Consider the following 15,025-nt stretch of genomic DNA (forward strand, 5'->3'; position numbering starts at 1 on the left):
CATCTCCCCATCTCCCCATCTCCCCATTCCCCTCCTGGGAGGGGTTAGGGGTGGGTTCCCATCTCCCCACTCCCTATTTTAATGATGAACAAAATTCCCATCCTCCAACCTGGTAAATCTTATACCTTTAGAAGTTATTTGGAAATGGTGGTTGAGCCAGAAGACCTTCTGGCTGAATTTGGCTATACCTTGAAGCGAAGCTCTTTGAATTTAGAACAGTCTAGGACAAAAATAGACCGACTTTATAGTCTCAAATCCAGAATTGAAGAAAGCTTACCCTATGTTAGTTTAACCAGTGAAGCAGCTCGACGGGAATTACTAATCGCTCCTATTTTACTTGATTTAATCCACTATACTCAAGCCCAGCTAAGAATCGAATATCCCCTCACTGTTACAGAATACTTAAAAGGTTATCTAGACTATTATCTTTATACCGATAGTAAACTGCTGGTCATAGAAGCCAAAAATGCTAATCTCCAAAGAGGCTTTACCCAACTTGCTGTAGAATTAATTGCCCTCGATCTATGGAGTGACGGTGACCAATTGATTTTACAGGGTGCTGTTTCTACAGGGGATATCTGGCAATTTGGGCTTTTGCACCGAGAGCATAAACAAGTTACTCAAGACCTGAATCTTTACCGTGTTCCAGCTGATTTAGAAGAATTGTTACGAATTTTGGTAGCTGTTCTTGGTGATAGAGATGCGGGCAGGGAATAGGGCATAGGGAGTAGGGAGTAGGGAGTAGGGAGTAGGGAGTAGGGAGTAGGGAGTAGGGAGTAGGGAGTAGGGAGTAGGGAGTAGGGAGTAGGGAGTAGGGAGTAGGGGGAGAAAGATTTTGTCTGGATATTGTAAGTATAGAAAATTATCCGGATTTGATATAAAGTAAGATATTTTTAACTATCAATAATCAATTATTTTAAATAGTTTTTTTTTTTTTATACAATTATATAGATATTTTATATGTTATGGTGCAACAATAATAATATACAAGGGATATATAGCCTTGATAAATATATCATAAAAGCCAATGCTTATTTAGCATAAAATAAAAAAAATCTGGCAGATTTTGACTACTGTTTTCTGTTCCCTGTTCCCTGTTCCCTGTTCCCTTGTTATATTAATGCTAGGTTTACATCTCAAATCAAAATGCTATACAATATTGCTGGTATGGAATTTTACTGATGACAAACGTGGCTATTTTAACAGAATCTGAACCATTTACCCTAATACAGCACCCAATAAAAAAAGAAATACAATTAGCATCTCCTGTGCTAAAATGGGCAGGTGGCAGTGCGACTCGTTGAGCTGAAACCCACGCCAGTGGGGGGATAGCTCGAATAGCAATAGCTATTTAACTGTGTGTTACATGTAGGTTCAAATCCTACAACCTAGATGTCAGGTTACTCCATATTCCTAGGCTCCGAGACTGAATATCAACGGGTCGAGTGCAAGGAATAAAAGCGGTGTCAATTCTAAGTCATCCATGAGCCAAACCGCAAGGGAGACCGAAAGGATAAGACAACGAACTGGTGATTGACGCATCGTCAGCCCAAGATTCAGGACAAGATGACTCATGTCCCATATCGAATTAGAGACCATGGGTGAACAAGTCTTTCCGCGCTGGTTCAGACATCCCCCGTCTAACAGACAGTCTCTCGGTGTATAGCCAGTATCCAACCCGGTCAGACAATGGACACACGGAACGAGGTAATCAAGATAATTGCTCCTGTAAAAAAGGTAGGTATTCAACCGCAAGGGTTATCTTGACGAGACGATATCAGAAGCCAATGCCCTGGGGAAAGCCCAGGGATATGCTGACAGATATCCCTGAGACAACAAGAGTAGAACACGAGTAGCAGTTATGTCCAATACACACGAACCCGTGATGGTGGAATCGAATAACTGGAACTCTCTCAACTGGAAAACCATTGAGAGAGCAGTGTTCAAGCTGCAAAAGCGTATCTACAAAGCCTCCCAAAATGGGGACAAAGCCAAAGTTAGAAAGCTACAAAAACTACTTGCCAAATCAAAATCAGCGAAACTGCTAGCCATAAGGAAAGTAACTCAAGATAACAGAGGTAAAAGAACCGCCGGAATTGATGGGAAGAAGAGTCTTGACCCATCTGAAAGGTTAGCGCTTGCCAGATACCTAGAGTTGGACGGTAAGGCCAATCCTGTAAGAAGGATAATGATTCCTAAACCCGGAAAGAAGGAAAAAAGACCTCTAGGAATCCCAAATATGGAAGACAGAGCGAAACAGGCATTAGCCAAAATAGCTCTAGAACCAGAGTGGGAAGCCAAATTTGAGACAAATTCTTACGGATTCAGACCTGGGAGAAGCACAAAGGACGCAATAGCGGCCATATACTCAGATATCAACAAACAGGATTATTACGTCCTAGATGCTGATCTAGAAAAGTGCTTTGACCGTATAGACCATCAAAAACTGTTGGACAAAGTGGATACATATCCACAAATGCGAAGACAGTTAAAGGCTTGGTTGAAAGCAGGAGCCGTTGGAAAAGATGGGTTCATCAACACACCAGCAGGTACACCTCAAGGAGGAGTAATCTCGCCATTATTGGCAAATATCGCATTGCACGGTATCACCCAATTAATGAAAGAGGAATTTCCCCTAAGGTATATCACTAAAGCGTTAGGAAAAAAGTACAACCTACCCAGTGGGAGAACTCTAAGAACTCCCATAGTCCACAGATATGCAGATGATTTCATTATCCTGCACCAAAGTAAAGAGGTTGTACTGGAAGCCAAAGAGGCAATTCAAGAATGGCTAAAAGAAATTGGACTGAACTTAAAGGAATCTAAAACCTCAATAGCACACACCCTAGGAAAGGAAGGGACTTTGACAGGTTTTGACTACCTTGGGTTCAACATCCGACAATATGAGGTCAATGAGGTTAATAGCCGGAAGGATAGGACGGGTAAGAAATTAGGGTATAAAACACTAATCAAACCCAGTAAGGAATCCATAAATAGGCATATGGATGACCTGAAAATAACTATCAGAAAGCACAGAAACTCTGACCAAGCCACATTAATAGGAGACCTAAACGCTAAAATAACTGGATGGGCAAACCAATACAACTCAGTGGTTAGCTCCAGAATATTTGGACAAACTGACTATAAGCTATTCCACAAACTAGAAAGATGGGCTAAATATAGGTCTCCAAACATTGGAGCCAAAGAAGCCATGTCCAACTATTGGTGGATAGACAAAGGGGAAGGATGGACATTCAAAACCCCTGATGGAACAGCTACCTTGGTGAAACATAAAGACACCAAAATAAAAAGGGTAGTTAGACTAATAGGTCACAAATCCATATATGACGGAGACTGGCTATATTGGGCTGAAAGGCTTGCCAAATACCATGGGGTAAAACCCACAGTAAACAAACTGCTGAAAAAGCAGAAGGGAAGATGCGGTCTGTGCAATCAAAGGTTTAAGGCCGATGATATTTTTGAAGTAGACCACATCATCCCCCAAAGAGCAGGCGGTAGTAATAAGCTAGACAACAAACAGCTAGTCCATGCTCACTGTCACCATACCAAAACTCGGGAACAGAGAACAATATATCCCCACAAAGGAGAGCAATAACAATGTTGCCAGGAGGAGCCGGATGATTGGGAACAGTCATGTCCGGTTCTGGAGGAGAGTTCTAGGGGGGAACCCCTAGTTCGACTCTAATAAACTCAGCTTCTGCCACAACTTCGAGAGAGATACTCACCAAAGCTACGAAAAGGAACTCTGACAACTTATATCGAGCCCTTCGTGGGAGGAGGTGCAGTTTTTTTCGATATTGTCAACAGTTTCGATATCCATAAAGCTTATCTATTCGATACCAATCCTGAGCTGATTATCCTTTATAAAGTTATCCAACAGGATGTTGAATCCCTGATTACAGAACTGTTAAAGCTTAGTAATACATACCTGCCCAAAGATGATCAACGTCGGAAAGCATTATACTACGAATATCGTAACAAATATAACACTTTTAATAAACAAATAGATGCTAACTCTTACGCTCGCAATTGGATCAAGCGGGCTGCCATAACCGTTTTTCTGAATAAAACTTGCTTTAACGGTCTGTATCGGGTCAATAGCAAAGGAGAATTTAATGTGCCAGTGGGACGATACAAAAATCCTAAAATTATGAATGCCAATAATCTGCGAGCTGTCTCCAAGCTATTCCAAATTGCTGAAATAGAACAAAGGGACTTTAGTCAAGTCCTGGAATATGCTGATCATAGTAGCTTTATTTACTATGATCCTCCCTATCGTCCTATCAGCAAAACCTCCAATTTCAATTCCTATCATTCCCTGGAATTTGATGATAATGAGCAGCGTCGTTTACGGGATGTGTTTGTGAAAGCTGATCAAGCAGGAGCCAATCAAATGCTCAGCAATTCCGATCCAACTAACTATGTTAATGATTTGTTTTTTGATGAGTTATATCAAGGGTTTACTATTGAGCGAGTATCGGCATCCCGTAGAATAAACTCAAAAGGAAATAGCAGAGGAGAAATTAGGGAACTTCTGGTTACTAACTATTAAAGTGACATTAAAACCAATCTGAAAAGGGAGCATTGCAATCATATAACTATAGGAGTAACTATAAGAAGATAGAGGGGGGAGAGGGGGAATAATTTTACCATTGGTTCTTTTTAGTAAAAAAGGACATAGGACATAGGACACAGGACAAATCCGATGAAATTTCATTCTGTATTTAGGGAAAATCTTGGCTGTAATGACCCTGACAGCGTATTCGAGTATGTGATGGGAACCCTGAAACCCTCTATTATGAAATGGGATTATTTCGTAAATTGGAATAAGGTTAGCGAAAAGGTTAGAGATATTGAGATTAATCTCAATCTTTTGAACTATCTTGTGGGCAAAGATAATCTTGAAGAAGAAGCAAGAGTGTTATTCAGAGAACATCCAAAGCTAATCTCTATCATTCCAGCCTTACTAGCTTGTCGTCCTCAAAAGTTTCATATTTTAACCGACTATCAATCAGGAGAATTTAACTATGATGATTTCAGTTTCAATAAGGAAGAAAATATAACAGACGAAGATATTGATCAAGCTATTCTTTTCCTAAAGGAGTTAGGTTTCCTAGAGCAAATCACCTCAAGACGTATCAAGTCCCTCACAGATTACTTTGTCGGTGTCGAGGTCGGTCTAGATACAAATGCTCGCAAAAACCGAGCCGGTAAAGCCATGGAAGACATAGTCGAGTACTTTGTCAATTCTATCTGTACTCGTCATGGCTTTCAGTACATCCCGCAGGCTAAGTCAGATGGCATCAGATCAGAATTTGGCAAACATCTTACCATCAAAAAAGCGTCCAAAACGATTGATTTTGCAATTAATACTCCTAATAAACTCATTTTAATCGAAACCAACTTTTATAGCGGTGGTGGCTCTAAACTAAAATCGACAGCTGGTGAGTACAGCGAGATATTCTTACAGTGGAAACAAGATGGTCACGAATTTATCTGGATTACCGATGGTTTTGGTTGGCGAACAGCTAAAAGACCTCTTCGCGATACCTTTGATAAAATTGATTACATTCTCAACCTGGATATGGTTGAAAAAGGTGTCCTAGAGGCTTTGATATTAGACCACTGATTTTATTGGGATTTTAAGAGATGATATAGCGTTTTTATCTAGGTTGTAAACACACTTATTGGTTTTCCCTAATGGAGTATATTCACAACTGAAATCAAAATGCTATAAGTCTCAAATTAATCAGCACTAACTTGAAAAAGTTTAAGTCTTAATAAACCCACATTATCAACCCATATATAGTCAAAAAAAAGCCGTAGACATAATGTCCACGGCTTTTTCAATTCCACAGTAAGTGGATTGAAATTTTGATCTCAGTCAGATCCCAAACCTAACCTGATGTGATGTTATTTGATTGGCCAAAGGTCACGCTATCCGACCAGACCGGAGCCTTTATCCTGGGGGGAAAACCCCCCAGAAATTTAAAGTGTTATGGCAACAGCCAATACTTCATCATTGTAGTAGTCACTTCGTCTGGAACACCAGTTGGCTCCAGAGGGCTCCACTCGCAAATCTCTGCATAGCCCAGTGCATAAAGCATTTGCATACTATAGATTACTGCTTGACGAGAGCCTTTTAGAGTGTGCTCAACAGGTTGTTTCTTTAGGTTTGGGTTTTTTGACATGAATCAAAGATTGAATTCGTAGTTAAATTTATAATAATAATGATTATGAATGGGTTTGTCAAGGGTTTTGAAAATTTTTTTTTGGAAGTTTTAGGGGGAATCAAAAAAAGCGAACGCTTTTTTTGTTGATATAATTTTACTTATCTAGCCTTTATAATACCGATGAGATACACAAATTTTTTCCCTACTCCCTACTCCCTACTCCCTACTCCCTACTCCCTACTCCCTACTCCCTACTCCCTACTCCCTACTCCCTACTCCCTACTCCCTACTCCCTACTCCCTACTCCCTACTCCCTACTCCCTACTCCCTATTCCCTATTCCCTATTTTTAAATAGAATCCCCTCCTGCCTTTTTTGCCTCTTCTATCCAGCTATCAAACAACTCTTGATTATTCTCAACCCATTCTTTAGCATGGCGGCGTATATCTTCTGGAGTGTTCTCACCCTCTTTGATCTTTAGGCTTTCAACGTTAATGTCCTCAGCCGGAATTTGAACTAGTTCAAACCAACGCTTGGCAACTGGGTTAGCTGCCAAAAATTTCTTGTTAGCAAAAATGCGCTGACGATCCACAGCAAATCCGAGATTTTTTCCGTCTACTGAGGTTTCTTTTTCGGTTATATTTTTTTGCAATTCAGGAAGAGATGTAAAGGGAACTTCTAACCAAACTACATCTTGCGTCGGTTTTAATACGGTAGATATCCAGTGAGGATTATAAGCATAATATAAAACACTTTCCCCTTGCTTGTAGCGAGTCATAACATCTGCAAGTAGCACAATGTATTGTCCTCTAGTGTGTTCAACCGTATCTTCTAATCCGTAAGCTTTAAGGTGATGATCGATTACTATTTCGCAAAACCAACCAGGATCACAACCGATTAAATTGGCTTTACCATTGCCATCTGTATCAAATAGTTTCGCAATTTTTGGGTCTTTAAATTGTTCCAGGTTATTAATATTATATTTATCAGCAGTTTTTTTATCGATCTGATAGCCTTGTATCCCATCAGGAGTAAGAACTCCAACTCGCTCTAACTTTTTGGTACCCCCAGCATTTTCAAAGAATTCTTGGTGTCCTCTTTCATAGTTAATAGTACTATAATCTAGGTCGCCATTAGCCACAGACACATAAATAACCGGATAGCTAATTTCTTTCGGTTTTTCTATTTCATAACCAAGTTTTTCCAGACCAATATTGACTATCTCGGTTTGAAACTGTTCCTCGATCCAGTTACTATGGGCAGAACGAACTTTAGTTTTTTTAACAGAGGACGTTGACTCACAGGCAATTGAACCCATTAAGCAAGCGATCAGAGTCATTCCTAACGTAATTTGTCTTACTTGTCGTTTCATGAAATCCTCTCCCAGGGTTTTTATCATGAAGTCTTACCTTCAGTCATAACTATAGCAGTTTTCAATGGGGTGAGGTACCTTCGTCTTGGGTTTTAGGGAGGAGGGAGTAGGGAGTAGGGAGTGTGGGGAGGGTTGGAAGTGTGGGAAGTGTGGGGAGGGGGCGCGGGGAGATGGGGGAGATTTGGATTAAGGGTAATTATCCTGACATCATATAAACCCAAATAATATATCCTAAACTATACTTATATTGCTATAATTTTAAAGTTAATAAAAAAAAACGATGCATCGCTAAAGTTATGCTTACGCTTTTTTTAGGTGTAATTTTTATGATAGCGTTTATCATACCTATGAGGCATACAAAATTTTTGCCCACTTTCCTGTTCCCTGTTCCCTGTTCCCTACTCTCTGCTCCCTGCTCCCTGCTCCCTGCTCCCTGCTCCCTGCTCCCTGCTCCCTGCTACCTAATAAATTAGCCTTCACCAACATCAAACTGGAGATGAAACTCCACTGACTGAATTAGATTTGTAAAAACATGATATCCTATAGGAAAGGTCAGAAAAACACTTATATCACACCCATTATATCTTCTGGCACTGCACCTCAAACAACAAGCAATTCTAATCCCTCATTTCATGGTTGACCAACAAAGAGGAGAGCTAATGAAAGGTACAGTTATCAAAAATCTCAAACTGATCAAAGTTGTTGACGGTGACACCATCAAGATACTCTTGGATAATGAGCAAGAATCAATTCGGTTTGTTTGTCTTGACACAGAGGAAAGTCAGCGCGCTGGCAGTAAACCTATAACCAACGCTGGCATCCTGGCCTCACAATGGGCGAAGGAGTATTTCGGGGCAAACGAGCAAGGGATACCCAATCAGGATGTATGGGTGGATCTTGAATTCGACACCAACGATCCGGTGGAGGTTTGCCTGGATAAACATCGGGGCAATTATGGGCGATTGCTCTGCTATATCTACAAAGCCGGAGAGCAGGATAATTTTAGGCGTTGCTTAATAATAGAATGATTTTAAGAGTTTTGTGGAATGGGCATCTTGCGTGGAACTGGCATCTTGCCAGTTTCAATATATTTTCGGGCGGGCAGGATGCCCACTCTACTTCTATTCAGCGCGAAGATTCAGCAACGCCTACAAATCGGTATTGTGCCGTTAACTATACCGATAGAATAATTAAAATTTTTCTATGGTTGCTTTAATAACAAAAACCTGTTATGATTGATATCATTGCCGATTATTAGCATTACACTAAATTATAGTATATCCGTCGATAATATCTCCAATTATAGCGTTTTTACTAGTAATAATATAGAGTAAATTTTCCCTACTCCCTACTCCCTAATCCCTACTCCCTACTCCCCACTCCCTATGAAAGATACAGAAACAACCCTGACTAAAGCCTTTACCATAATTCTCAACTATTTAGACGCTAATTTGGAACCCGATCCCAAAGTTGTTAATTATCAAACCGCTAATGATCTTAAGGAAAAACTCGATTTAACCTTACCCGATGAGGGAGTAGCGTTAGAAGCCTTAATTCCTATAGTAGAATCTTACCTGAACTATAGCGTTAGAACCGGTAGCACTCAATTTTTTAATCTACTTTTTAGTGGGTCTAGTATTCCGGGAATAATAGCCGACATGGTGACCAGTGCCACCAATACTACCATGCACACCTATGATGTCGCCCCAGTAGCCACCCTGATGGAAATAGAATTGATTAAACAATTGAACAGTTTAGTGGGGTTTAATCCAGGTGAAGGGTTGATGGTAACTGGAGGAAGTAATGCTAATCTGATCGGAATGCTTTGTGGACGACATCAAGTTTTACCGGAAGCTAAATTGCAGGGATTGGGTAATCATCAGTTAGTCGCCTTTGTTTCCGATCAAGCTCATTATTCCTATTTAAAAGCTGCCAATTTGTTAGGGATTGGTATCAAAAATTTAGTCAAGGTTAAGTCTGATGTTGATGGCAAAATGATTCCCGAAGCACTAGAAGCTGCGATTCAACAGAGCTTATCAGAAGAAAAAACACCGTTCTTTGTGGGTGCAACTGCCGGTACAACTGTTTTAGGAGCCTTCGATCCGTTACCAACCCTTGCCGAAATTACTAGGAAATATGGCTTGTGGCTGCATGTGGATGCGGCTTGGGGTGGGCCGGTTTTATTTAGTGAAAAACACCAGCATTTGTTAGCAGGAAGTGAGTTATTTGATTCCTTTACTTGGGATGCTCATAAGTTAATGGGAGTTCCTTTAATTTGTTCGGCTATTTTAGTCAAAGAAAAAGGAATATTGTCAGAGGCTTGTTCTGGGGGAGGTACCGATTATCTATTCCATGATGATGAAAATAATTTCTATAATTTAGGGACTAAGTCGTTACAATGTGGTCGGAGAGTAGATGCCCTAAAATTATGGCTGTGTTGGAAATACTATGGTAAAAAAGGTTATGAGCAGCTGGTCAATCATTTATTTGACCTAGCTAATTACGCCACCGAGTATATCCGCCGTTGCGATAATTTAGAATTAATCGCTGAACCACAATTTTTGAATATTTGTTTCCGTTATATCCCCAAAGATGAACCGCTTGACGCTACTGGGTTAGACCAGCTGAATCTAGACATACGCAACCAATTATTTCATACTGGAACAGCTTTTGTCAACTATGCTCATTATCAAGGTCTGGTTATGATTCGGTTAATCCTGGCTAACCCTGAATTGCAAAAAGCCGATCTAGAAACGTTTTTCCATAATTTACTTGATTATGGTAAACTATGTGAAGCTGTTAAAGGATAGAAGAAATAATGAAAGATAGCAAAGACTTTTACGAAGGGATCGGATTGACTTTGCTCGATCCTCAAAATGAGACGGAAGGAGTCAGGGAGTATCAGAAGTTAGAAGAAGAATTTATCAAGAGAACCTTTGAAGGGGTGGATAGTGTTCTGGAGGTAGGATGTGGTGAGGGACGTTATCTTCGTCATCTTGCTCCCCTTGTCGGTAAGATCACAGGAATTGATTTTGCTGAACAATTGGTAAACCTAGCTAAAGAATCAACTGCCACTTTTGATAATGTAAACGTCATTCTCGGAAGAGCAGAACATTTACCCACTCTGGTTCAAGAAACTTTTACTTATGCTTTATTGGGATGGAATACGATTGGCAATATTCCTCAAGAAGTTCATGAAATTATTTTCGATAATCTCGAAAAACTAGTAGAGGAAAAGATATTTATTTCGACTTTAAAATGTGGTCCAGAAGTCATGGATGAGCGCTTACGCTTTTATGCTAAAACGGGTTTAAAAGTAGAAAGTATCAATGGCAATCAAGTGATTTTAGAAGGGGGTTCCCATTGTCCTAATGCTTATCCTTTCAGCTATTTCCAGGAGTTGCTTGAATCTATAGGATTTTCTATGGAAACTCATGATTTGGGCTGGGTTGGTGTGATGATCGAAGGAAGTAAAAAATAACTTGACTGAATGAGATTTTACCGGGAGCATGTCAGTTTTGTTAATTCCTGATTCAGATCCCCCTAAATCCCCCTTAATAAGGGGGACTTTTCAATCTAATTCCTGAATCTAATTCCCCCCTTCGTTAAGGGGGGTTAGGGGGGATATATGTACATAATTACAAAGGTGACATACTCCCGATTTTCTCCACCTTGAGGAAAATATCAACAATCACAACAGGGCTTTAAAGGTCAGATTTAAGATCATAGACATATACCGTAGCCTCCCCATGGGAAGCACGCCCTGCAAGCGCCCCATTGATTAGCTCCTTTGCAGAGCCATCCCCTAGCACCCCCTCGACCTTAGCCACAAACTGACTCATTTCATCAGGTGTCAGCAATGCAAATGCCACATCTGTTGACCGCCAACCAGGGTCAAGGCTTAGCCTCACCATCTTTTCATCCTGGGCTTCAATCCAGTGGGATTCCGCTGGGCTTACATTACCAGTCATGGTGAACCCCATTTTTTCCATCAGCGATGTGAACCAAACACCCTCGGTCAGGGACCAGACCGAATCCAGACGCTCCCAGGCTGATTCTGGAAATAGGTTAAAATGCCAGTAAGCTTTACAACGCTGCTCTCGGCTAGTAGTGACAAGTACAAGTCGTCCACCAGGTTTCAGCACTCGTTTGGCTTCCGCGATCGCCCGCTCACATTGCTCCCTTAAAGACGTTGAAGTTTCGCCTGAATGCACATCTTCCCCTCCAAGGTGGTGTAGCACTTGGGCCAACAGCACTAGGTCAAAGCAACCGTCCTCAAAAGGAAGCTTGGTGACAGAACCCACTTCAAAGCTGGCATTGTCCAAGTCTTGACAATTTTCTTGGGCGATCGCAATCCTCGCGGAATCTGTGTCAATTCCCACAACTTTACTGGCCACCTCAGCAAGGTATCGTGCGTGCTGCCCTGTGCCGCAGCCAGCGTCTAACACCACATCTCCTGGGCGGACAAATCCCAAGATCTCTTTTACCCCAAAGGGGCTGCGTGCTTGGTTGTATTGGGCCGCTGACTAGTCGGAATTATCATCGCTAAGTGCTCCCAGGACAAAGATCTGGTGCTGTACTTCCTGGTTGCTTTCAATCCCCACAAATGAGTGCTTATGTACCACCTCAGCCACCCCTGTGGTCACTAGTCGGCTAACCTCGGCAGTGTATTCACTCTCGGCTTCCCGCATTGACAAGACTACGAGTCCGCCATCCTTTGTGACCCGGATGAACTCTTCCAAGGCTGGTTGTGCTCGAATCTGGCTTCCTGAAAGCCCTCCCACACACAGCACAGCATCGTACTGACGGTCGGGTATGGGCAAGGGTTGATTAGCATCTTCTACATGATACTTATGGTAGAGTTCCCGGCGACGCGCCTCGAACAACATCTCGGTGGAAACGTCCATTGCCTCTAGGTTGGTGAGGCCATGATTACGCATCAACAGCAAGGCATTCTTCCCTGTACCAGCCGCCACATCCAAGATTAGTGGTTTATCGGTTTGCACCAGTTGACCGAGATATTGCGCCAAAATATCCGTGGCAATGGCTGGGATTTTGTAGCCAGCTCGATTTACATCCTGTTCATAGCGGAATGCCCATTCCTGATAACCAGCCTGATTGTCATCTTGCTTGAGGTAGTGCTCGATATTACTGATGGCTTCTTTGACATCCCCTGTTTCCCCTACATAACGCTCTGTCCGCAGATAAGGGTCGTGAGCCACCACCCGATGCATTCGGTGTAGCCCTTGGTTGTCTGCCCTAGCCAGGTGCTGCACTCCCAAGTTGTCCGAGATCACCACATCCCCCTTAGTCCAGGAATGGCAAAGAACCTGGTCTGGACGGTTGGCTTCGTCAAAGACGCGGTTCAAAAGTTCCGTACTCTCCTGTTCCGACATTCCTACCAAGGACACCGTGAAATTTGAGTTCAGATAGAGCAGTGGAACACCTGTGTCGGGATGCTTAATCACTGCCGGATGAATAGCCTGCACGTCATTAGTCACATCATCCGGTGGGTTGACCCGGGCATAACCCTTCTGGAGAGAGTGGAGAGCGCTGATACCATGCAACTGCTCCCTTAGTTCTGGTGACAGATTGCGGTACATTTGGTTAGCACTTTGGAAGCAGGTATTACCACCGCTAGGAGCCAGGATTTCCCCACAGAGTACGCTCGCCCGGGATGGGTTAACTCGCCAGCTCATATTTGAGTCGAACAAGAATGAATCCGCTGGAGTCCCCGTGTCACCGATGGTTTCGAGAATTTGCACCTTGCCAGCGGTGTCCTTGGCTTCGTTTACTGGGTGGTAGTTTTCTACTTGGCCAAAAAGTCCCGCTAACTTTAACAGGCTGGCATCAGCTTGGATTGGTTGAGCGCCGACACTGGCTCCGTCAGCAGGAATAATCACTACCCCATTTTCGTAGAGCAGCTCTCGAATGCGATCGCATTGTTCTGGGGAATTAACATCAACCTTCGTCAGCTTGACCCCAAAGGGTTTGAGTTGATGGACTGCAAGAGTGGATAAAGTTTTCATGGATATTAGACTGTTTAACTGGTAAAGTGTTATGATACACTGGTGATGCTCTTTTCCAAAAAATCAGGCTCAATCTCTTCAGGTTTAAAAACTAAGTCAGGTTTGAGGTAATGTAAAGGATAATCTTGGCGCATCCGTTTGTACCCTCCACTGGTAATATTGAGCACAATGGTTTCCTTTTTACCTATTTTTCCCGCCTCAACCGCTTGAATTAAAGCACCAGTTGCCACACCGGCAGCAGGACTAACATCTATTCCTTCCAATTTCTCAAATAAAGCCCTTGCTTTGTCTGATTCGTCATTAGTCACACCATACATTTCTCCTTCAGTATCCGCTAATGCTTCATAAACCCCTCCCGCCAGAGAGTAAGCGGGGTTTCGGTTGGTAAGTACCTTAGCAGAAACCTGACTAATGCATTTTTTTGCTTCTATTTCGCTCAAAGCAGTAATTTCTCGCTTACCCGCGTTCCAAGCATCGGTCATGGGTGTAAAAGGAATGTTTTGACAGAGGTGAAGCTTCATTTTTTTGTTGCCAAATCTGCCATCTGCTAAAAATCTGAGATTGGCTTCGTAAGCTGAAATCCCACCAGTACCGGAACCCACGGCTTGGAAATAGTGATCAGGAATTTCCCCAATGGTGACTGTAGCATCCACAACCGTTAGCCCCATACCATCCCGTCTGGCTACATTTTTAGCTCCTCCTTCCGGAAAGAAACCCTCTAATTGACTGATGATTTGTCCGATACGAATCGCATCGGAGTAGTCACCATTCCCACCAACAGCGATCATACGAACACAAGAATCAAACGGCTCCTTTGACCAGATGGCAGATAAATTTTGCTCTGGAATCACCAAGCAAAAGGGGATTTTCAGCTTAGAGCAAACCGTAGCAAAGGCTCGACCCGTATTTCCAGCTGAAGCAACCACAAGGGTTTTGGGGTTATCCTCTGGTATTCTAGCTAGGATGGGGAAAGCTTCTAATTCTTTAAACGAACAAGTCGAAAGATCAGCATCTCGCTCTGGCCAGTAGCCATTGAAACAAATGAAAAGATGATCTAATCCGAGATGGTGAGCCAGATTCTGGCTTTGATACGTAATCGGTTTACCATCTGCCTCTAAGTATCGATCAACCGGTAGCCAATCGATATATCGGAATAAACCTGGGAGATTCTCTTTGACTTCTAGCTTTTCGTTAGCATAGACAGCACGCAGAAGGGATGGCTCATGTTTCTCGTCACAGCAAAGGCGGAAAGGGTCTGGTTCATAGTCTTTTCCACACAAAGTGCAACGGAGGATATATTTGAGTTTAGACTTCATTGTGATTAGTCCTTGGCTACCGGAATATTCTAACAGCTAGTGGAAAATAGTCCCAGTGATGATGGCAGGCAAATTTACCTGTAATCCTTATATATTATGGGGTTTGACAATTTTT

13 protein-coding genes and 1 pseudogene are annotated in these 15,025 nt (G+C 42.2%); 9 read left to right on the plus strand and 5 right to left on the minus strand.

Annotation, left to right across the window (positions count from 1 at the left end; translation table 11 throughout):
• Positions 1-81: 81 nt before the first annotated feature.
• The 4 genes from F6K53_RS10230 (at position 82) to F6K53_RS10245 (ending at position 5,650) form a co-directional block, all read left to right on the plus strand.
• Positions 82-717 carry a hypothetical protein gene (locus F6K53_RS10230; protein WP_366511340.1) on the plus strand — a complete coding sequence of 212 codons (636 nt, stop codon included), beginning with the start codon at positions 82-84 and terminating at the stop codon, positions 715-717.
• A 1,144-nt stretch (positions 718-1,861) separates the two neighbouring features.
• Complete coding sequence (gene ltrA / locus F6K53_RS10235; RefSeq protein WP_293080563.1) at positions 1,862-3,616, plus strand: group II intron reverse transcriptase/maturase; 1,755 nt, start codon at positions 1,862-1,864, stop codon at positions 3,614-3,616.
• A 102-nt stretch (positions 3,617-3,718) separates the two neighbouring features.
• Positions 3,719-4,573: a Dam family site-specific DNA-(adenine-N6)-methyltransferase gene (locus F6K53_RS10240; protein WP_293080627.1), complete on the plus strand. Its 855-nt coding sequence runs from the start codon at positions 3,719-3,721 to the stop codon at positions 4,571-4,573.
• Between the two features lie 153 nt (positions 4,574-4,726).
• Positions 4,727-5,650, plus strand: coding sequence for a type II restriction endonuclease (locus F6K53_RS10245; RefSeq protein WP_293080566.1), 924 nt, complete (start codon positions 4,727-4,729; stop codon positions 5,648-5,650).
• Positions 5,651-6,017: 367 nt separating this feature from the next.
• Here the strand turns inward: F6K53_RS10245 and F6K53_RS10250 are convergent, their stop codons facing one another.
• Together F6K53_RS10250 and proX are read right to left on the minus strand one after the other, a co-directional pair.
• Complete coding sequence (locus F6K53_RS10250) at positions 6,018-6,212, minus strand: hypothetical protein (RefSeq protein WP_293048333.1); 195 nt, start codon at positions 6,210-6,212, stop codon at positions 6,018-6,020.
• A 330-nt stretch (positions 6,213-6,542) separates the two neighbouring features.
• A complete protein-coding gene (gene proX, locus F6K53_RS10255) occupies positions 6,543-7,565 on the minus strand; it encodes a glycine betaine/L-proline ABC transporter substrate-binding protein ProX (RefSeq protein ID WP_293030571.1) in 1,023 nt (340 codons plus the stop codon).
• Between the two features lie 347 nt (positions 7,566-7,912).
• Here proX and F6K53_RS10260 point away from each other — a divergent pair, with 347 nt between their 5' ends.
• From F6K53_RS10260 to F6K53_RS10280, 5 genes are all read left to right on the plus strand, one after another.
• Entirely contained in the window at positions 7,913-8,038 is a 126-nt protein-coding gene (locus F6K53_RS10260) for a hypothetical protein (protein WP_293045587.1), read from the plus strand.
• A 186-nt stretch (positions 8,039-8,224) separates the two neighbouring features.
• Positions 8,225-8,593, plus strand: coding sequence for a hypothetical protein (locus tag F6K53_RS10265; RefSeq protein ID WP_293080570.1), 369 nt, complete (start codon positions 8,225-8,227; stop codon positions 8,591-8,593).
• A gap of 18 nt (positions 8,594-8,611) precedes the next feature.
• Positions 8,612-8,755, plus strand: coding sequence for a hypothetical protein (locus F6K53_RS10270; RefSeq protein ID WP_293073540.1), 144 nt, complete (start codon positions 8,612-8,614; stop codon positions 8,753-8,755).
• Positions 8,756-8,950: 195 nt separating this feature from the next.
• Positions 8,951-10,375 (plus strand): pyridoxal-dependent decarboxylase, encoded by a 1,425-nt coding sequence (locus F6K53_RS10275; protein ID WP_293080572.1) that lies wholly within the window; start codon positions 8,951-8,953, stop codon positions 10,373-10,375.
• 8 nt (positions 10,376-10,383) lie between these two features.
• Positions 10,384-11,046 (plus strand): class I SAM-dependent methyltransferase, encoded by a 663-nt coding sequence (locus tag F6K53_RS10280; RefSeq protein WP_293080575.1) that lies wholly within the window; start codon positions 10,384-10,386, stop codon positions 11,044-11,046.
• Positions 11,047-11,269: 223 nt separating this feature from the next.
• Here F6K53_RS10280 and F6K53_RS10285 read toward each other — a convergent pair.
• The 3 genes and pseudogenes from F6K53_RS10285 to F6K53_RS10295 all read right to left on the minus strand — a co-directional run.
• A pseudogene (locus F6K53_RS10285) lies at positions 11,270-12,070 on the minus strand (class I SAM-dependent methyltransferase); the annotation flags it as partial.
• 21 nt (positions 12,071-12,091) lie between these two features.
• Complete coding sequence (locus F6K53_RS10290) at positions 12,092-13,594, minus strand: TauD/TfdA family dioxygenase (RefSeq protein WP_293080578.1); 1,503 nt, start codon at positions 13,592-13,594, stop codon at positions 12,092-12,094.
• 29 nt (positions 13,595-13,623) lie between these two features.
• Positions 13,624-14,910, minus strand: coding sequence for a cysteate synthase (locus F6K53_RS10295; RefSeq protein WP_293080581.1), 1,287 nt, complete (start codon positions 14,908-14,910; stop codon positions 13,624-13,626).
• Between the last annotated feature and the right edge of the window lie 115 nt (positions 14,911-15,025).

Origin of the sequence: Moorena sp. SIO4A1 (genome assembly GCF_010672065.1) — a bacterium.
Lineage (GTDB): Bacteria > Cyanobacteriota > Cyanobacteriia > Cyanobacteriales > Coleofasciculaceae > Moorena.

Coding starts and splice junctions, on each gene's coding strand:
- F6K53_RS10260 (WP_293045587.1), top strand. CDS start 7,913: ATGAGGCATACAAAATTTTTGCCCACTTTCCTGTTCCCTGTTCCCTGT.
- F6K53_RS10275 (WP_293080572.1), top strand. CDS start 8,951: ATGAAAGATACAGAAACAACCCTGACTAAAGCCTTTACCATAATTCTC.
- proX (WP_293030571.1), bottom strand. CDS start 7,565: ATGAAACGACAAGTAAGACAAATTACGTTAGGAATGACTCTGATCGCT.
- ltrA (WP_293080563.1), top strand. CDS start 1,862: ATGTCCAATACACACGAACCCGTGATGGTGGAATCGAATAACTGGAAC.
- F6K53_RS10245 (WP_293080566.1), top strand. CDS start 4,727: ATGAAATTTCATTCTGTATTTAGGGAAAATCTTGGCTGTAATGACCCT.
- F6K53_RS10230 (WP_366511340.1), top strand. CDS start 82: ATGATGAACAAAATTCCCATCCTCCAACCTGGTAAATCTTATACCTTT.
- F6K53_RS10290 (WP_293080578.1), bottom strand. CDS start 13,594: ATGAAAACTTTATCCACTCTTGCAGTCCATCAACTCAAACCCTTTGGG.
- F6K53_RS10250 (WP_293048333.1), bottom strand. CDS start 6,212: ATGTCAAAAAACCCAAACCTAAAGAAACAACCTGTTGAGCACACTCTA.
- F6K53_RS10265 (WP_293080570.1), top strand. CDS start 8,225: ATGAAAGGTACAGTTATCAAAAATCTCAAACTGATCAAAGTTGTTGAC.
- F6K53_RS10270 (WP_293073540.1), top strand. CDS start 8,612: ATGGGCATCTTGCGTGGAACTGGCATCTTGCCAGTTTCAATATATTTT.
- F6K53_RS10280 (WP_293080575.1), top strand. CDS start 10,384: ATGAAAGATAGCAAAGACTTTTACGAAGGGATCGGATTGACTTTGCTC.
- F6K53_RS10295 (WP_293080581.1), bottom strand. CDS start 14,910: ATGAAGTCTAAACTCAAATATATCCTCCGTTGCACTTTGTGTGGAAAA.